At 41.3% G+C, this 21,185-nt stretch carries 10 protein-coding genes and 1 tRNA gene; 1 reads left to right on the top strand and 10 read right to left on the bottom strand.

From position 1 onward, the window contains the following. Positions 1-157 precede the first annotated feature (157 nt). The 9 genes from DCK90_RS01165 to DCK90_RS01205 form a co-directional block, all read right to left on the bottom strand. Positions 158-952: a DJ-1/PfpI family protein gene (locus DCK90_RS01165; RefSeq protein WP_199912630.1), complete on the bottom strand. Its 795-nt coding sequence runs from the start codon at positions 950-952 to the stop codon at positions 158-160. Between the two features lie 107 nt (positions 953-1,059). Further along, positions 1,060-2,007, bottom strand: a complete 948-nt coding sequence (locus tag DCK90_RS01170; protein ID WP_108244339.1) for a GlxA family transcriptional regulator — start codon at positions 2,005-2,007, stop codon at positions 1,060-1,062. Between the two features lie 397 nt (positions 2,008-2,404). Next, positions 2,405-2,728 carry a hypothetical protein gene (locus DCK90_RS01175; protein ID WP_108244340.1) on the bottom strand — a complete coding sequence of 108 codons (324 nt, stop codon included), beginning with the start codon at positions 2,726-2,728 and terminating at the stop codon, positions 2,405-2,407. 326 nt (positions 2,729-3,054) lie between these two features. Further along, positions 3,055-4,326, bottom strand: a complete 1,272-nt coding sequence (locus DCK90_RS01180) for a site-specific integrase (RefSeq protein ID WP_108244341.1) — start codon at positions 4,324-4,326, stop codon at positions 3,055-3,057. A 231-nt stretch (positions 4,327-4,557) separates the two neighbouring features. Continuing rightward, positions 4,558-4,631: transfer RNA gene (locus DCK90_RS01185), tRNA-Arg, on the bottom strand. Positions 4,632-4,735: 104 nt separating this feature from the next. After that, positions 4,736-5,602, bottom strand: a complete 867-nt coding sequence (locus DCK90_RS01190) for a sugar phosphate isomerase/epimerase family protein (RefSeq protein ID WP_108244342.1) — start codon at positions 5,600-5,602, stop codon at positions 4,736-4,738. Between the two features lie 143 nt (positions 5,603-5,745). Next, positions 5,746-6,333, bottom strand: a complete 588-nt coding sequence (locus DCK90_RS01195; protein ID WP_159075723.1) for a YceI family protein — start codon at positions 6,331-6,333, stop codon at positions 5,746-5,748. Positions 6,334-6,422: 89 nt separating this feature from the next. After that, a complete protein-coding gene (locus DCK90_RS01200) occupies positions 6,423-7,685 on the bottom strand; it encodes a hypothetical protein (RefSeq protein WP_108244344.1) in 1,263 nt (420 codons plus the stop codon). A gap of 35 nt (positions 7,686-7,720) precedes the next feature. Then, positions 7,721-8,323 carry a YceI family protein gene (locus DCK90_RS01205; RefSeq protein WP_108244345.1) on the bottom strand — a complete coding sequence of 201 codons (603 nt, stop codon included), beginning with the start codon at positions 8,321-8,323 and terminating at the stop codon, positions 7,721-7,723. A 314-nt stretch (positions 8,324-8,637) separates the two neighbouring features. Here DCK90_RS01205 and DCK90_RS01210 point away from each other — a divergent pair, with 314 nt between their 5' ends. Then, positions 8,638-10,368 (top strand): alpha/beta hydrolase-fold protein, encoded by a 1,731-nt coding sequence (locus tag DCK90_RS01210; protein ID WP_108244346.1) that lies wholly within the window; start codon positions 8,638-8,640, stop codon positions 10,366-10,368. Between the two features lie 54 nt (positions 10,369-10,422). On the opposite strand, the gene DCK90_RS01215 is transcribed toward DCK90_RS01210, so the two are convergent. Next, a complete protein-coding gene (locus DCK90_RS01215; protein ID WP_159075724.1) occupies positions 10,423-21,174 on the bottom strand; it encodes a T9SS type B sorting domain-containing protein in 10,752 nt (3,583 codons plus the stop codon). Positions 21,175-21,185 lie beyond the last annotated feature (11 nt).

The raw sequence follows: 21,185 nt of genomic DNA on the forward strand, positions 1-21,185 counted from the left end.
CAGTTATTTTACATTCGACTGTTTTTCCATTCCCCTAATTCTGGATTTCCAAATTCAGGATAAGTGCTTTTGCAATTTGGAGCCTTTTTTTAGGGAGGTTAAACGTAAATTTGGAAACGAAAAAATTCGGGAGGCAAAAAGTAAGTTTATTGACGAACTATTCTTTGGTAAAATAGGGGTATTCCAAGTTCTTTGCTGCCGCCTTTGCCCAATCCTCTCCTAAAATTTTCGACATCAAGTAAAAGGAGGTGTCGATTCCTGCTGAGACACCTGCAGAAGTAATTATCTTGCCGTTGTCGACAAAACGTTGGTCATCCTTAACATTTTTGATCTTTGGATAGTTATTTTTCAGATGGGTTATCCCTGCACTATGGGTGGTAGCTTCCAAACCATCTAAGAGACCTATTTCAGCTAAGATAAATGCACCGGTACAAATGGAGAACACATAATCCGCATCTTTTGAGGCAATTTTAATCCAGTCTTTCGTCTTTTCGCTTAAGGTACCCCACATTCCCCCAGGAACAATCAAAATATCGGGAGTAGGTGAGTTTAATATGGTGTACTGTGGATTTACGCTCAAATTGGGCATAGTAATTACCTCATCCTCCGTTTCCGCAACGGTATACACATTGAAATTTTCACCACCTGCAACAAAAACGTCATATGGACCTGCATAGTCCAGTACTTGTGCGTGATGATATAACAAAATGGCCACATTCAAGGGTTTATCTAAATTTTTTAATGAAATAAAGGGTGTGGTTACCGATACCAACTCCATACCGCAGCTAGGGCAGTTTCCATGTTGATGAAAATGCTTTCCGTCTGATGTACAGCCACAGGGAGCGCATTGATAAATGGATTCTTGGGTAGATTGTGCAAAAGTGTTCGTTTGCAAAAAGACAAAACAAATCACAAAGAGTAAATTATAAAATAATTCTTTTTCCTTTTTCATGATAGATGAATATGTTTAAGAGATTTGAATCAATCCCAAATAGTGAAGGGCAAAGGAAATCCTATTCATTAAATTTAACTAGGACATTTCACTATCCATTGAGGACATTATTGATGTGTAAAATCCATTTTTTTCAAAAGCTTAAATAGTTGGCTAGTTGTCTGAAATCCACAAGCTTCGGCTACATAGTCCATTTTGTATTTCTCTCGAATCAATTGCTGTGCATGCTCCATTCGTATTTTGTCGATGTAGTTGCCAATGGTGATTCCAGTAGCTTTTTTGAACATTCGGGTGAGGTTTCTAGGACTGGTATAGACCATTTCCGACATTGAATCGATAGTTAACTTTTGATGGAAATTTTTGGTTATAAGATCTTGTATTTTGTGCACTCGGTCTTCCAGATGATTTCGATACTGTAAAAAGAGGCTCAACTGTGGATCAGTGCCGCTCCTACGGAAGTAAACCAAAACCTCACGAGCAACTTCCATAGCAAATCGGCTACCATACTGCTTTTCGATCAGAAATAACGATAGGTCAATACCAGATGAGATACCTGCACTAGAAAAGATAAACTGGTCCTCCACAAATAGCCTGTTTTTTTGTAATGACACCATGGGAAAACGCTCTTCGAAACTTGTAAAACGCCTCCAATGAGTAGTACAGCTTTTACCATCCAAAAGACCCGTTTCTGCTAGGATGAATGCCCCTGTGCAAACGGATGCCAACCAAACACCTTTATGATACAGCACCTTCAACCAATCAAAAAAGTCGGAAAGCTGATTTAAATATTCTTGATTGGAAAGTAAGGAGAAATCCAATCCGGGTAAAAAAACAATATCTTCTTTGTTAAGCTCCAGTTCTTGAAAGTGAATGAGTTTGGAAAAATGCAATCCACTTGTGGACAACACTTCACTTTTGTCCGTGGTTACAAAAAGAAGCTCATATTTAGCACCATATTCAACAGCCTCATAAAATACATGTGCTGGTCCGGCCATGTCCAACAGATGAGTTTGGGGAAAACAGATAAATACTAATTTCTTAGTGTTTGTGGGCATATTGGATAGTTAAAAGTATTAGATAGCAATTAAAAATAAAATAATAAGGAGGACGAACTAAACCTAAAAAAAGCTACAAAAAGACAAGTATGTTGATAGACTCGAATTCATATTATTCTGAAAGAGTAGTCTCCAAATGATATTATTCCTAACTGTTCTATACAATTTAGAGGTAAGGATTAGATAATCCTGCTATTCTATTACCTCATTTTTAAGCTCCCAGACGATAATAATTCGAATCTTATCCTTTGTCTAAACCTATCATCAAAACTAGCCTTGATGATAACAAAACCATTCTGTTGAATATCCAAACTTTGCTCTATGGTAATCACCCCTTGCATATCTAAAAAAAAAAACCTGAAAGTTGAATAAACCGGGCCTACAAGTCCTACGGTTCCTAATGGAATTCGCTACAAAAGCGAACGCAACGAAGTGGAGTGCTGCAAGCCCCAAATCTTACAAAAACTAATACTACTGAGCGAGGTAAAATTTGACCTGTTAGACTTCTTGAAACCCATTTTTTCATCAAAAATTCATTGATTTTACTGGGCTGAGCGCATTTTTTCATCAAAAATGGGAAAACTGCTGCAAAATAAATTTCCAATTGGGATACTGTTATTGTTACTGTTGACCAAACCTCAGAAAACCATTTTTTAGTAAAAAAAACGTTGATTTTACAGAGCTGTTGGCCTTTTTTAGTAAAAAACGTACCAATCGCCATTAATCAATATTTTTGAAAAACAATCTAAAAATGGGCTTTTCCGAAGGAAAATAAATCAATAGCGCTGCGCCAGCACGCTATCCTCTTGCTCTTCATTTTTTCTTTGCAAGCAAAGAAAACCTGAATAGCCATGTTTAATAGGATGGAAAATAGAAGATTTAATTATTGCAAATAGGCTATTGCACCCTATTTCAATTTTACTACACGCTTATCTTTCCGATCACTATAAAATTGAAACAGGAACCATGTGCAAAAGTTGGGGTAAGATTGGGACAAAAAGTCTTAGATAACTTTGAAAAATTGATTAACCAAATAATCAATAGAACTTAAAAGTCGGAATTTCTCAACTTCTCCCTATCGTAATTTGAGTCAGAAAACTTAGTTTCCAGAATTGATTCCAAACCACTCATGTCTTCACTGATTTTTTTATCCAGTACTCGAGCATAAACTTGAGTTGTGGCCAATTTTGTATGACCCAAAATTTTGGAAACAGTTTCAATAGGAACCCCATTGCTTAAAGTAATAGTGGTGGCGAAAGTATGTCTGGCCACATGGAAGGTTACATTTTTCGTGATGTCACAGGCATCCGCTATTTCCTTTAAATAACTATTTAATTTTTGATTGGATATCCTAGGGAATAATTTCTCAGATTCCCGTTTAGGATGATACTGATATTGTTTAATAATAGATAATGCTGGACCTACCAATGGAAGTTTAAAGCTGTTTTTGGTCTTCATCCTTCTTGTACTTATCCAATATTTTCTATCTATCCCTAATACCAAATTGTCTTCAGAAAGGTCCATTATATCACAATAGGAGATTCCTGTATAACAACTAAAAATAAATAAGTCCTTAACAATTCGTAACCGTTCAATTCCTGTAAAATAATCTTGAATTTTTTGAAGCTCCGACAAAGTCAAAAACTCCCTTTCCTTTCTTTCCATCTTAACCTTGAACTTATGAAATGGGTCCTTATCAATCCATTCATTATCAACAGCGATCCTTATCATTTTACGTAGGCGTTGAATATGCTTCATAGCACCATTGTTTGAAAGGTTTCCATGATGATTTATAGGATGCATTTTGCGTAGATATGTTTCGAACCCAACAATAAATTGATGATTAAGCTGTGATAATCTGTAATCATCACATTTATATTGCTTCTGTATATACTCTAATAAGTATTTCTGACAGGTTTTGTAATGACTAAGAGTAGCCTTGCAAAGGCTATGTTCATTGTGCGTATTGTGATATTCGAACAAATTCTTTAGAGTAAATTCACTTACATCTTCTCCAAAATAGTGAGCCTTCACCATCTGTGGAGTTACGTGTGAAGTTCTAGATCTGAGATCCCTATAACATTGGAATAATTCAGTTTCAACCTCCATAAGATAAGTGTTGATTTCTTGCGCTTCTTTTGTCCGCCCCAGAACCTTCGACCCTTTACTGTCCCAAATTTCTGTTGGGATAGTATATTTCAGGCTCATGTTAGCCCTTTGTGAATCAACGGTGATTCGGGCATAGATCTTTGCCGTGTTGTCACTCCTCCGGGAAGTGCTAATCCAGAAACTAATTGAAAATGTAGACCGAGTTCTCATAGGTTTAGTGTTAAATTGAACGAAAATTACCTACGAAAGTCAAATACTAAGTGACTGTAATATAGCTAATTACACGCTTATTCGGTTAACATTTTGAAGAAAAAAATTTACTAACCGAATTACAAACCAAAACACACCAAATCAAACCAATTCAAACAAGGGTCTAAAAACATTAAAGCCTTGCAAATCAATAATATATGCAAGGCTTTGTTTTTGTTTGAACTCTATAAGTGATCGCGGAAGGATTCGAACCTTCGACCGTCTGCTTAGAAGGCAGATGCTCTATCCAGCTGAGCTACGCGACCAAAGTTTGCGGGTGCAAAGATACTAATGTAACCGATTGTAAAAAATATTTTTTTGATTTCTTGCCATTTTTATCAAATGACATCACAATCGGTTACCGTATTTTTTATTTGAAACCTATCTCTTTCAGCCCCTTATGGCTAATTTTGATAACCTCCAAAGGTTTTTTGTCCCAAGTCATATCTTGCTCAACAAAATACTTTTCCATTCCAGAGGTGTCCTTTTTATCCAAAATCCTTTTAAAATCGATGGTACCTTCACCTACTGGAGCAAACTTACCTTCTTCGTCCATATCTTTAACGTGCCATAATTTAAAGCGTCCTGGATATTTTTCAAAATAGGATACTGGGTCTGCTTCCGCTCTGGTTACCCAATACAGGTCCATTTGAAAGTTGACATATTTTGAATCGGTATTCTCCAACAAATAAACAATTGGTTTTATTCCATCTTCATTGTCCTTGTACTCAAAATCGTGGTTGTGGTAAAGCAGTTTTAAACCGGCTGCTTCACATTTTTTCCCGATTGTGGTCAAAATTTCAGCAAAGTCTTCCATGGTGCCTTTCATACCCATAGTACGGTTCTCTGGATCAAAAGTAAACATGCCCATAGGTGGTACCGGAATAGTAAAATATTCAAACCCAGCTGCCTTTGTATCCGCTATCTGCTGATCCGCATTTTCCAACGTAACACCTCCCATGTGTGTGCTTACCGGAGTCAGTCCAAGACTTTCCACATAAGATTTAAAATCCTGCGGGGTCATTCCATAAAATTTTCCATCTGCATAGCCTGCTGCTTCAATGTAGGCATAACCTGCATCAGCAACTTTCTGCAAGGTCGCCTTTGCATCTTCTCCCATATTTTCTCGTACGGTATAAAGGGCAAGTCCACCAAAGCTCTCCTGAGCATAAAATGTTGTAGCAAAAAACATTGAGACCAGAGCAAGAATCCCTTTTGTAACTAGTATTTTTTTCATCATTAAAGTTTGAAGTTAATTTTAGTTTCTATGTGGTTACAAGATACTGATTATTGGTTTTATGAAATATGGGTAAAACTAAAAAATCCGTTAAGCAATTATGTACTCAACGGATTCTTCATTACCAGAAAAAACAGATAATTCTATATCTCGCTCATTTGTATGGCCAAATTAACCTTGATTTCGTTGTCTACCTTGATCATGCCCAACATTTTTTTAGGTGGTTCCAGTTCAAAATCACTCAATTTGAGCTCCAAGGTTCCCTTAACCTGAATGTTTTTTGTTTGTTCACAATAGAGCTGAGTCTCAATAGTACGCTTAACCCCTGCTATTTCTATTTCCAAACCTACATCTACCCTTCCTTTATTTGCTGCAGGAGGGTCTACGTAGAGTAGTCTCAAGTTTACCTTTGGATGCCGTTCTGTTTTGAGCAATTCCTTAAAATCTTTGTTGATGGCCTTTCCGCCACAATCAAAACAATCGTTCACCAATTTCAGTTCTGCATTTTTAAAGACGATATGCTCGGATTTTTCATCGTAGATCAAACGGATGGGCATTTCCAGTTCCTCTAAATTGTATACGCAACTAAACTGATTTACATTGGTAGTACCCGAAATCACCACCTCGCTTTCCGAGGCTACCCTCACCTTGGTTTCTCTTTCGGGGTCGTTGAAGCTTAGCCCGATAAAAAAAAGTAATCCGAAGAATATAGTTTTTGTGATATGTGGCATTGAGGTCAACATGGTAACTAAAATACTAGTTTTAAGGGTAAAGACCTAGGACATTGCTGTCCCAGGCCCTTTAAAATCAATTGTATCGGTTAGAAACTGATGACAGCTTCCAATAGAAGTCCTTTGAACTCCCCTTCGTGGAAGATACTTGTGGTATCGTAACCATCGTATTGTTGGTTTACATATTCTATTTTGGCCAAAATGTTCTTGGTCAAGAATACACCTCCGCCCAACTGGAACCTGTCAATGGTAATCTCTGATCCTGATGGGTCGTCGGATGTTACGGTGTTGTAACGAGTTCCTAAGAAAAAGTTCTCACTGCCCCCGAATCTGTAGATCAGTTCACCTGCCAATTGCGTGGCGGTTCTGTCCTCTGTTTCGGCATCAGCTTTTCCTGAAGCGGTCTCAAAAGTTCCAAAGAATTCCAATCCTTTATACTTCACAAATGGGTTGATCATAAAGGCAGTGATCTCATTTCTAAGACCGGGGTTATATCTACCTGATCTAAAGTTCCCGGAAGTTGACGCCTCGGTGTCCTCCATTACCAAATAGTATCTGGACCCTGAACGGTCTGCACTGTATAGGTACACGTTACCTGATTTGCCTGTACTGTACATAGAACCTGTAAGTCTCAACCTCAAATCCTCACCAACTTTGGCATCGTATCCCAATTTTGCCAATATTGAAGCTCCGGTAGTTTCTGGATTGTTCACCGCTTGGTTCAACTTACCATTGGAAAGTCCGAACATGGCAAGGAATCCATTTTTTCTGAAGTAAACTTCACCACCCACCTCAGTGGTAAACGCATCCATAATCAAGTTACCAACAAATGGGTTGTGCATCGCTTGGGCATTATCGGTTCTTCTGAAGTGTGCATCACCATAGTTGTTTTCCATATGACCCACTTTAATGGTCAAATACTTCATGGTTTCTTCCAAGAATCCAGGACTGATGAAGTCCAAGTTGTCTACTTGAAAATAACCTCCTTTAACATATGGTTCTGGGTGGTGACGAGATGATAAATAAGTTCTTAAGTGCATTCTCACACCTTTGGCCAATGCCACGTCTAAATCCAAGTTGGCGGTTGCCAAGTTAAAGTTGTCGCCGATCGGGATAAGTTCCACAGCTCCAGAGTTCTCATGATCAATAGCTTGAAATTGAAGTGTAGATGACCCTCCTACCCTTACCTTAATTCCATCAAAAGTGGAAACGGTATCTTTTGGGGCTTCAAATACATTCACTCCATCTTTATCGGGTGAACGGAAGTTGTCAAGATTTCGGTTTTGGGAATATCCCATAAGGCCCACTAAGAAAGCAGCAGCCAATAATCCGTATTTTGCGTATTTTTTCATCGTTGTATATTTATTAGTTGAGTATTAAGGTTAAATTATTTCCAAACTGTGTTGTAGTGAACCTCTATTTCATCACCGGTAGTGATGGTGCCCAAAAGAGCTTTTGGAGGTTCAATTTTATAATCGGTCATTTTAAGACCCTTTTTACCTTCCAACAATATCTTTCCTTCATGGATGGTCAAATTGAAAGGAAGATCTATCGTATTTGTGCTTCCGGCAATCGTCAAGCTACCGGTAGCAACCACTTTGTATTTGTTGGAAGCTGATGTCACCGGAGATATACTCTTCACGCTTTTGAGCTCAAATACTATTTCCTTGTAATCTTTTGTCTCCAAAGCCTTATAGGTATTCTTGTCCATGGCACCCTTACCACTTTTTAGGCTTTCGGACTCCACTATAAACTTTAGGGAGCTGATTTTTGGCAACTCTCCAGTGTTGTCCAAAACGATTGTTCCCGATTTTTGCTCCGCAACCTCTTCCCAATCATGTAGGGTAGAAGTTCCTGTCACTTTAACTTCTCCTTCTCCATTGTTCAGCTTAAAATTTTGTGCTGAAAGTGCCAAGGGAACCAGAGTAAATGATATCCAAAGGATAACTGTTTTTAAAAGCGATTGCCGATGTGTTGTATGATATTGCATAGTTTTTGGTTTTTGTTAGGTCAAAGATCTATTACAGGGTTTTCCTAAAAGATGATATATGTCAGGTTTTTCTTAAAGGGCTGATATCTAAGGGAAAAAAGGAGATGTTTTTTTTAAAAGATGAGGATATATGGGAATATTCGGCGAGGAACATGCATGATAGAAATCCCTTTTTAAAGTAGAAAATCAAAAAGGGGTTTGATGGTCGGTCTCACCCTTCCATTTTTTGATTCCCGAATTTCATCTGTAAAAAGTCGGCAACCTTTCGTTTATGTCGAAAATGGAGTACCTTAATCATTTAAAAACCAACCTATATGAACAAATACCTCTTTCTTTTTTGTAGCTGTGCATTGGTATTGACCTCCTGCAATCAACCCGAAAAATCAAAATATGATATTACTGTTAGTTTTAATGAATCCATTAGCCCTGAAAACAAAGACGGCCGATTGTTGTTGATGCTTTCAACCGATGATAGTAAAGAACCTCGTTTTCAAATCAACGATGGTCTAAATACCCAACTGATCTTCGGGATGAATGTTGAAAATATGACTCCAGGACAATCCATTACTTTTGATGAATCCATTTTTGGCTATCCCTACCCTAGTTTATCAGATGTCCCTTCAGGTGAGTACAATGTCCAAGCCCTTTTGCATGTCTACGAAACTTTTAATTTATCCACAGGACATACCGTAAAACTTCCTATGGACAACGGTGAAGGACAGCATTGGAACACTTCTCCCGGGAATTTATACAGTAAACCGTTTAAAATAACGGTTGGTGAGAACGGTATTGAAAATGTTTCGGTTGTCATGGATCAAGAAATTCCTGCCATCCCCGAACCTGAAGATACCGAGTGGATAAAACATATTAAAATCAAGTCGGAAAAATTATCGGAATTCTACGGTAGGGATATGTATTTGGGCGCACACGTATTATTGCCCAAAGGTTTTGATGAACATCCAGAGGCCAAATACCCATTAATGGTATTTCACGGGCATTTTCCCAGTAATTTTGGAGGTTTTAGGACTACACCTCCCGACCCGAACCTTGAACCGGAGTATTCTGCCCGTTTTGGTTTGGAGGGTTATAATATTATTCAACAACAAGAAGCCTATGATTTTTATCAAAGATGGAACGAGCCCGATTTTCCCCGCTTCCTTATTATCGAGATACAGCATCCCACTCCTTATTATGATGACTCCTACGCAGTAAACTCGGCCAGTCAAGGCCCATATGGGGACGCCATTACCTACGAACTTATCCCGGAAATCGAAAAACAGTTCCGAGGCATGGGCGAAGGATGGTCCCGATTTTTATATGGAGGATCCACAGGTGGCTGGGAAGCCTTGGCCGTTCAGGTCAAATATCCGGAGGAATACAACGGTTGCTTTGCTGCCTGCCCGGATCCCATCGATTTTAGGGCATACTGCCTTACCAACATTTATGAAGATGAGAATGCTTACTATTATGATTCCGCTCACAAAAAGCTGGAGGTTCCTTCCCATCGAAACTATTTGGGTGATATACAGTCTACCTTAAGACAGGGCAACCATTTGGAACTTGTATTGGGTGATAAATCACGTTCAGGGCAACAATGGGATATTTGGGAAGCCACTTATTCCCCGCAGGGCGATGATGGTTATCCTGTTCGAATCTGGGATAAAATGACAGGGGATATAGACCACGAAGTGGCAGAATATTGGAAAGAGAACTATGACCTTCGCCATATACTGGAAAGGGATTGGGACAAGCTCGGACCACAGCTCAAAGGAAAAATCCATATTTATTGCGGTGATATGGACAATTATTATCTGAACAATGCCGTCTATTTGATGGAAGACTTTTTAGAGAGCACCACCGAACCCTATTATGATGGCGAAGTTCTGTATGGGGACAGGGCGGAACATTGCTGGAACGGAGACCCCGACCAACCCAACGCGATCAGCCGTTTAAGGTACAATTCAATGTACGTGCCCAAAATCATGAAGCGTATTGCCGAAAGCGCTCCGCAGGGAGCAGATTTAACCAGCTGGAGGTACAAATAATAAAAAATGGGGGCGAAAAAGCCCCCATTCCTTTGATTGGATATGTAGTTGTGGTTATCTGTACAGGGTAAAGTGCCCTACAAATTCCCTGGTATCCTCATCGCCATTTAGTTTTATGATGTACCAGTAATCACCAGTTGGTAAATCGGCCTGGTTATAGAATCCGTCCCATGGGTCGGTATCCTGCAACATTTTATAAATGGTTCTTCCGTACCTATCAAAAATGGAAATGGTAATGTTCGGGAATACTTCGATGTTTCTTGGTTTCCAAGTATCGTTCAATCCGTCACCATCTGGTGTAAAGAAATTTGGAATCTCAATATCTATGAATTCCATAAAAATTTCCTGGGTAACACTACACCCGTTTTCATCTGTAACCGTAACAGCATAGGTAGCTGTTTCACGAATCAAGAAAGTATTGTCATTTCCATAAGACACCCCATCTACCTCAAAGGTGTAGTCGGGATTACCTCCTGTGACGGTGGCAGTTATCTCGTTGATATTGTCATTGCTCAATTCCAAGGTCAATGGATCAAACCCTTCCACTTCAAAAGTAAAGGTTCGGTCACAACCGTTGGCGTGGGCCACAGTAAGGGTATGCTGCCCTGGTGCCAAGTTGGTGAAATCGGGTGTCAATACCATATCGTTAGGATCATTGGAATCCAAGCCGTACAATAGATCTGAAACCACACTTTGGTCTTCAAAATTGATATCTAGATAGTTCGTTGGTGAATCGCCATCACACTCGTAAACTACCTCCACGGTACCTTCCAAGTTTACCCCTGGGTTTATGGTAACGATTTCGGTCGTCATACAACCATTCGCATCTCTTATGAATACTACGTAGTCACCACTGGCCAGGTTGCCATAACTCATCTGTCCCTCTACAAAATTCTCATCTTGACTAGAGTTCAAGCTTGTGCTATATGGGGCTGTTCCGCCTTGGACTTCTAAGTTGATCAAACCATCTTCACTGCCAAAACAAATCTCATGTTCTGCAGTGGATGTAACGGTCAATGCATCCGGTTGGGTAATGGTAAAGTCCAATACTTCAAAGCATCCGTTGGCATCTTGTACTATCACCGTATAATCACCGGCCGCAAGATCTGTGAATGTTCCTTCATCAACAAATTGATTCAGGTTTGGTGAAATGGCATACTGATAGCCTGCTGTTCCCCCCAATACTTCAAGAACAATGCTACCATCATCGGCACCCATACAGGTAACATCGGTAACATCGCTGGTAATTGCAAGAGGTGCTGGTTCCGTAACATTTATGGCTCCGGATACCCATTCACAATCGCCACTGATCACTCCTGCATAGTAGGTACCTTGCGCAAGTCCATCAAAATAGCCGTTTGAATTGGTCGGTGCCACTGGAATGGTCATGGCACTGTCTTGATACAGTCCATAAACATAATTTCCTAGACCTCCATCCGCATCTACGGAAATGGATGCGGTGCTTTCACCATTACAAGTTACATAGGCTGCATTCTCATCTACCAGGGCGGTCAATGGAACCACATCGATTACGGTAACGCCACTACTTAATACGGGGTCACAACCATTGGCATCAATAACATAATATTGATACGGGTCGGTGCTGGCACTTACATCAAAAACGTGAGTGTTTCCACCAGACATAGCCGTATATGGACCTGATGCTGATGTACTATATTGATACACATTTCCAGCAAATGGAGTTCCTCCTGTAACCGTTAGGGTCAATTGGGCATCGGTGTCACAAGTGAGACTACGTGACATAACCAAATTCGCCCTCACCGGGGTAGGGTCATTAATTACAACTTCGGCAGTTGTAACGGTACATCCTGCATCGTCACTTATGTTGATGGAATAGGTGCCCGCACTTAAATTGTTAAAGGTACTTGAAGTTTGAGTAGAAGAGGTTGAAACGGTGCTTCCGTTCTCAATCCTGTTCAATCTATACAATACGGTTCCTACGCCTCCTGAGGTCAAGGTAGCTGTAATACTTCCATCGGAATCACCGATACAATCCAATGTTTGGGTGGCCGGTGTAATATCCGCCAATAAAGGATCTACGGTCTGAATGGTTCCGCTCAGCGTGTCGTTGGTACAACCTGCAGCATCGGTAACCTCGATGGTATAAGTTCCGTCGTTCAAATTGGTGAACACATAACTATACACATTGGTCTGCGATATTCCCAATGAAGGTATCGAAATTGTGTACGGAGCAATACCTCCCGTTGGCGTAACCGACAACCTTCCTTGGTCGTTTGAGCAGGACGCATTGCCAATCTCGCTGATGGTCGCATCCAAAACGGCATCTGCTCCGCCTACGGTAATCGTAGTTTCTTCGGTACAGAATGGGAAATCAGTCTGAACCACCTCAACACGGTAAGTACCCTTGGGTAAATCAATGTTACCACTAGTTGTTCCGGTTCCACTATCTAGAGGACCATACTGCGTATCGTCACTTGTATCACTCAATGTGCCATTTGTATTGTAAACGGTCCATGTAAATCCACCGGAATATCCTCCTGTTAGTTCAAAATGATATTGGGCATCTTCACCAGCACATACCACCGGTGCATCTTCGACCATATTGATTTGGAACTGTTCGATTTCTTCCACATTGTGAGTAACGATTATGGAACAGCCCGTATCTGTATTGGTTACTCGGAAGGAATGCAATCCTACCTGTAGTCCCGTGAAGGTTCCGACAGCGTTGGTATTGCCCGTTGATATTTCTTCAAATTCATAGTCGTGGGGCCCTGTAGTGGAATCCGACAACAAGCCTTGTGCGGTTATGGTAATGGTTTCCCCTCCGTTGGCACAAGAAATATCGTAATCCACACTGATGGTCGCATCCTGTAACTCATCAAATGGTCGTATCGTTGCCGTAGTGGTTCCCAAACAGCCAGTATCATCATACACATTGATGGTGTATACTCCCCCTGCTCTATTTGAAATTATAAGTTGGTTGTTGTTTCCGTTTTGTACTACATTGCTAGATGGGTCAACAAACTCATATCGAACATAAGTTCCGGTCCCTCCCGAAATTGATGATGTATTCACTGTTATGCTGGCATTATCATCATTATTGCCTGCAGTACAACCGAACTGTACCACATCAGCTGCAGGAATGGCCACTGTAATCAAGGCTGGTTCATTGATTGTCGGAACAACGATGTCCGTAGTACAATCATTGGTACCTGTTGCCCTCACCACGTAATCTCCAGGAGCCAAATCGTTAAATGTCCTTGTGGTTGCATCCCAAGTAAAACCTCCAGATGGAATTGGGGTCAATCCGCTATCTAAAAGTTCATAGGTCAATGGTGTGATACCATTATCGGTCTGTCTAACTGCAATGCTTCCATCGTTTGCACCATTACAGCTAACATCTGTAGGTGTAGCGGTGAAGTCCGGTTCTATTGGGTCAGGAACCACTATGGTAAATGTACGTTCGCAAGCTTCGTGGTCTGTTGTAGCATCAACGTACACTTTGATTTCATAATCGCCTGCGGTCGTTGGATGGAATTCAATGTAATTACCTCCCATGGATGTCTTTGACACCTCCATCAAGGATGTGGTCAGGTTTTCCACTGAATAATCGTAACTGCCCGAACCTTGTAACGCTTTGATTTCAATAGTGCCATCCGGTGTACTGGAACAATCGATAAGTTTGGTCAATTGCGCATTTGCTTGGAGGGACGGGTGAACCGTTACAGATTGTGTGGCTGAACAGCCATTGTCATCTATTATGGCAACAATATAGGTGCCAGGAGTAATTCCATTGAAAACTCCACCATTATTGAGATATGTGGTTCCACCATCTATGGAATACAAAATATTTGGTGATGAGCTATTTACCCTAACCATAGCAGGCATGGTGCAATTTTCCACGCTTACGCCATCTATTACTGGATTAGGGGCCAAATCCAAATGCACTGTTCCCAAACTTACTGGGCAATCACCATATTGGTCATTGATTTCAACAGTATATGTTCCGGCAGGCGAATTTGCAGGAATTTCAATTGGGTTGTCCGAAGTAGCTGTTATGGTCGAGAAGGACCCAGGTCCTGTAACTGTATAGGTATAGATACCACCGCCGCCAGTTGGGTTCTGTACTTCAATCAGTCCCGGATTATTGCAGCTGATATCTTCCAGTACGTTCAAAGTGCCTGTCATGGGATCAAGTTCAGCCAAAATAGCATTTTCACTTCCAACAAAACAATTATTTGGAGCTGCACCTTGGATTTCTACATAATATGTGCCAGGTGCAAGACCAGACAATGGAGCTGTAGGTGTGGTGAAGGAATCTCCTGAAGTGAATCCACTGACTGTTCCCGAACTAACAGGTACAGAAGTATTGGAAATTTCGAAAAGTTCCCAATCAAATGTTCCACCCAATTGTCCAGGTGTATCTTCTGTGATGGTGTAAGTGATTTGTCCGTTGTCAAGACCGCCACAAGAAGGTGTTACCTCACTCGTGATAGACACAGGGGGAGGGGCAATATTATTTACATTAACCGTACTTTGCCTTGTACAACCATCTGTACCGGAGTCATCCTTTACATAGAAGACATAGGTTCGTCCGGGTACCAGCCCCGTCCATGTAAATTTTCCATGTCCTGCTGGAACCGAAAAACCTTCATTATCAATATTCTCACCTGGAATCCATGTGGCTGTTGTGGGGTCAAAATTTGCCGGGTCTTCGGAATAGGCATATTCATAGGGGGCAAGCCCCTCTTCACCTTGCACAGTTACCTGAAGCTCATTACAATCCACTATTATGGCAGAAATGGTAATGTCCAGATCATCCAAAGGATAAGGCATAATGAACGAGGGCAAATCTCTTTCACAAATTACGTTGTTCGACCCATCAACGGTACGAATAGCTGGGTTTACAGTTGTCCCGGATGCAAAGGCTGCTCCCATAAAAGTGTCACTCGTCTGCCATGTCAAACCTCCATCTCCACTAAATTCAAGAGTTCCATCAAGTGTCAAAGGATAATTATCAAACTCAAAGCCATAGAGGTTCGGGTCTGGATCACAATTAGAGGGCAAAATAGGTAAGGTGTCCGCAGTCAATTCATCAGGATTGTTTAGCGTCTGCGTATCGGTAATGGTACAACCCGTGGCATCGGTTATGTTGATGGTATAATTTCCAGGTGAAAGATTATAGTATGTTCTGCTCGTCGCCAACACATTTGTATCGGTACGATTTGAAGCTCCTCCATTATCCACATCGATAATTTGAATAGTATAAGGGCTTATGCCTGAAGTTATATCAATCAATATATTACCCTTCCCATCATGACATTGAGGGTCGGACGGTGTTGCTGACATGGTCAATGGTGTTGCAGGATTTATGGTCACTGTTTCTATATATTCACAATATAGACCGGTACCAGAATTATCCCTTACATATACATCATAATCACCTTCATTACCCGAAGCTACCGAAAAATTATCCGTTAAAGAGAACAAACCAGTTGGGTCTCCGCCCGTCGGTACAAAAGCATATTCATAAGTCGGTGTACCTCCTGAGGCTGAAACTTCGATAGAACCATCCGCGCAGCTACTAACATCCGTTGCAATAACATTTACCAATAACTGTGCATCAATGGTAACTTGGGTTACTACATCCTCACAGCCGAAAGCATCTTTTACATTAATATCGTAGGTGCCATTGGCCAATCCTGAAAAGGTATAGGAATCTGGTGTACTAGGGTCGGGACTTTGCCACGGACCGCCATCAATCTGGAAGAGATATCCTCCATTTCCAGAAGTTACCGTAATATCGATGGACGCGTTATTGCCGCCATCATAACAACTTGTGTAATCTACATCGTAAGCCAATGTATCAGGAGCATCCAAGGTTATGATTGCGCTTCTGACCTCGCAACCGGAAATATCACGTGCCACAATCACATAATCCCCAGCGGCCAGACCATTAAACGTATTTCCTGTTGGGTTTGGAAAAGCTACAATAGACCCTCCAACACCATCTTCCAAAGCGTATTGATAGGTTGGTGTACCTCCTGTTACAGTGGCTTCAATACTTCCCAATGGGTCATTACAACTTGGATTTTGAAGAATATTGGCATTTATGGCAAGCACTGTTGGCTCGTCAATATCTTGGTTAAGTGTAATGGAGCAGCTGGTATCATCCGCCTTTCGTACAATTACGCTTTGGGTACCGCCTGACAATGTCGTTGCTGTAGTTACCGGCGATGTTGTTGATGCAATCCAGTTGCTACCCCCGTCTATGGAGTATTCAAAACCTGCTGTGGCATCAAAATTTTCCACTTCAAACGTGATGGAGCCATCATTTGCTCCGTTACAAGAAATATCTGTATGACCGATTACCGTGGCGCCAAAGCCATTTCCCGCTTCTATGACCACGGGAATATCCATAGTTCTTGGACAAGATTCTGGTACCTGTTCTACCAAAATATCGTCGATGGCCACATCGTTACCGCTATTGCCTATTTTTTTGGAAATCAGAATGAAATCCAGTTCGGTATGAACTCCTGGGTTTATGGTAAAATCAAAGGTGTTCCAAATTCGGTTCTTTGGAATATCATTGGTCTGAACTTCACCTATTACAGTACTTGTGCCAGGTATTCTCATCTGCACATAGATATCTGGATCTAGTTGACTTCCGCTTCCCAACAAATTGATTGCCGCGAAGGAAATACGCATATCTTGATTGGGTATAATGTCCTTAATTGGTTTTTGATAGATTATTTGACCCGGTGCTGGAGAACCTACATTGATTACCAAATATCTACCATTGGAATCGGAGCCTCCAGAAGTATGGTCTGTTGGCCTTATCCATGGGCCAAAAGGAGATACGATGTAGCTAGTTATGGAATATTCAAAATCATTGATTTGTGTATTACTACCAACCTGATCCTCATAAGTATAGCCCAATACGTAAGGACTATCAACGGTAGGTCCGCTCCCGAAGTCCTCTAGCAACAATACGCTTGGGTTTGGCGGGTCACTCTCTGCATATTCTGCCGTAATAGTATAGGTTCCAGGGGCAATACCAGTAAAAGTTCCATCGGTAGATGTTGTTGCACTGGGCGATGTATTTATGGTATAGCTATAATCGTAAACCCCTTGGTCCGGAGTCAGTACCACGTTTCCATTACCATCACAATCATAAGCTAAATCCAAATCAAAGTTTGGAATTGGCAATGGTGGATCTATGGTTATCGGCAATGTAATTTGACAACCTCTGGCATCTCTGGCCACTAAAATATGATTCCCTGGTGGCAATAGGCCAATTCTTACCGATGGATCCATAGGATCGTCAGCGATAAAGGAACTTCCTCCATCAAAACTGAATTCGTAAGGTCCGGTTCCACCTTCCACATTAGTAAACCGTACTTCGGAGTTTCCATTAACATCGCAAGTTCCCGTACTGGAAATACCCGCATTGGCTTTGAATGTTTCCGGGTCGTCCAACGTAAATGTTGTGTTATCTTCACAACCATCAGCACTTCTCACTCTAATGGTATAGGTTCCTGGTGATAAATTCACAAAGGTCGGGTCGCTTTGCTGCGTCGCCCAATCATCGATACTATAGGTGTATGGGGTTTGAGACCCTGATACGTTCATGGTTACTTGACCTGTATTAGATCCTTCACAGGTAATCTCGGAGTCAATAGTTGGAGCTGCTACGGTCAGACCTCCTAAATCATTAATGGCAACCTCATTGGATAGTGACCAACAGTTGTTTCCGTCCACTACCACAAAACGATATGTACCTTGTTCGCCAGATGGAAAGTTAAAAACTCCCGGTGCTATGGTATCCCTTTGAAATTCAATGGAAGGAATGTCTGAAATATCGCTGTATGATGTACTTCCGTTTTTCTCCCAAATGGCATACAAGTAAGATGGACTTGGGTCGCCCTGTGAGGCATTCAAAGCAATGGTTCCATCTGTACAGGTTATTTGTTTGGTGGTTGATGCGGTAACTACCGGATCGGGAATTTCATCTATGGTGAACGACTCGGTTTCTTCACAACCATCATCGGTTCGAACAACTACAACGTAGTCGCCAGCATTCAGGTTTGCAAAAGTAAAATCACTATTGGCATTGGCCAAGTTCTGGTTGACAAAGGTGCCAGGGTTGCCGGAACCGTCATCCTCATATAATACATAACCATAGTTGGCCCTTGCTTGAGTTGCCTGTATCCTCACACTTCCCTGTCCTAAACAAGTTACTGGATTTGTCGTTAGGTTGATGCTAAGGTCCCTGCGCTGTATACCTATCTCTTCGGTACTAAAAACACAACTGCCGTCCAACGGATCTCCAGTTATAGGATCCAATTGGGTAAAATCAACACGGTAAGTTCCGGGGGTTGAGATATTAAAATTGGGTCCATTGTTATCGGCGTAGGAAACCAATACAGTTTCCGATGATGTATCCACCAATTGGTAACCATATCCTGATCCTACATTTTTAATTCTTATATGACCATCTGTTGAACAGAATATGTTCTGGGTATCGTAATCAAAATCAAGATTGTTCTGAAACACATCAAAATAGAAGATACTGTTACATCCTCCGGCATAGGACAACACCAATCGATACCTACCTCCAGTATCAGCGGTAAAGGAATTACCAGAATCCACTTGGTTCCATGTACATCCCATTTGGGTATTTGGACAGTCCGGATTGGTTGCGGCACAACTGGCCTCATCCAATTTTTCCCATCTAATGGCTTGGGCATCGGTAATATTTAGGACAATATCCTGGGTATCGTTTGTTCCACAAAGAAATATCTGTGGTAGTTGGGAACCATCGTTTGCACAGGTTACAATTTCACCTTGTATATCATTGGTGATATCCGCATCACCATTTAAGGTATTAAAATACGTTATTATCGGGTTTACCTGAGTGGTTCCAAAACGGGTAACCTCTACCGATTCTATATTGGTTCCACAACTGGCAGACTCTTTTCTAACCAAGTAAAAGCCTGTTTCGGTAACAGTTACCGTTGTTGGGTCGTTATCGGCATCTCCGTCGGTATACACCGTATCGGTGGCATCAATTTGTCCATTCTCATTTAGGTCGCGGTACCATGTATAGGTATCATAACCCTGTCCCGCTGTAATTTCAGCGCTAGCGCCACAGATTTGGATTTCACTTTCAAAAACACAATCCGTTAAATCATCCAAAAGGAAGTTGGTTGCCCCATTGGTGACAAAACCACAACTGTTTACATTGGATACACTCGGGTCGTTTGAAATGGTCTGGTTGCTTGTAACTCCATCATATGTTGAGTAAGCTGTATTATGAATGGTAGAACTACAGGCTGCGACAAAATCATGACAATTATCGGATACCTCCACACGAATGATTATTTCATAAGTATTTCCTCCTTGAGTGACCAATCCATCAGGTACTTGGAAAATGATTTCCTCTGGGTCCGTTCCACTGGTTGTCATAGTTACACCGGGAGCACCAGAGAGGTCAATATTATTTAAATTGACGTTGTCAGGAAGTACATCTCGAATGGTAAAATTGGTAGCATCGTCGTTACCACGGTTCCAAAATCGTAAAACATACTCCAAGGACTGTCCAAGATTGACACCATCTCCAGTGATATCGTTTCCGACCAGATCTTTTACCTTTTTCTCTACTATAATTTCCGGGTTGATGATTTCAACCGCAACTGTGGTAAGAAAAAGAATTACTCCTTCGCTGGACGTACTGATCAATACTTCACCGCTATCATGGTCGTTGGGCAACACAGAATTTCCTGCGTTTGGCAGGTTCAATATATCCGCATCCCAGCCCAAAGTGTTCCTACTGGCGGGAGTACGGGTGTCAACCCAGCTTCCGAGGTGACTTATGGTACTGTTAAAAACGTTGTTGCTAGGGTTAATGGCATCGCTCAAATAAGTCCAGCTATCGGTTGGATTGGCCCTAAAACGCATACTTGGTCCATTTATGCGGTCACCATCGATTGTACTGGCCCCAATTACAGCATTGACCGGTAAAGGTGCCGGAACAGTTTTAAAACCGCTGAAAGGCACGTTTGTTTGGGAATAGGTACTGCCCATTGCTGCATACCCATCAAAAGTGGAAATATACTTACTTGTTGAATTCTGGTTCTCATAAATAACCACCATGGTCCAGCCAGCACTTACATTGCTCTCTGCCGTAGATGCAACCACATTGGCCACGGTATACTCCCCATTAGGGTCGCTCAATCCTGAAAGTAGATGTGTGACATTCGCGTAATTAAGATAAGACGTCATATTGACCCCGCTTAAGTAATCTACATCCACAATGCCCGGATCCGTTACACCGTCTCCGTCCCTGTCACCATCCTTATCATAGATTTGTTCATACTGAAACTCTGGATCACTGTTGGGGCCTATATCCACATAAGAACCTCCGGGAATTTTAAATTTTACCTGTTTGTATGGGTCGTCCCTGTTAGTATCCCTGTAAATACCACCCCAATATAGGCCTGCATATACCACCGCAGAACAGCTTGGGGCGTTCAACTCGGCACTACTGGAACTAAAAGTGGATGGATCGCCATCAATATCGATGTAGTTCATGGTAACATTCTGGTTACTGGAACTACCATTATAATCCGCATTGGGATTACTGGCAATGCTCACAATATTATTGGCCACATATACCAAATCTCCTTTTACCTTCATATTGTCACCTGGCAATCTAGGTTCGAATGGTACGGAAAGTTGTGCTTGGGACAGCGATACAAAAGCTATAAAAAACAACAGGGATAGGGCCCTGTTTGAGTTCATAGCAAAGAACTTATAATTCATGCTTGAGGTTT

Origin of the sequence: Muricauda brasiliensis (assembly GCF_003057865.1) — a bacterium.
Lineage (GTDB): Bacteria > Bacteroidota > Bacteroidia > Flavobacteriales > Flavobacteriaceae > Flagellimonas > Flagellimonas chongwuensis.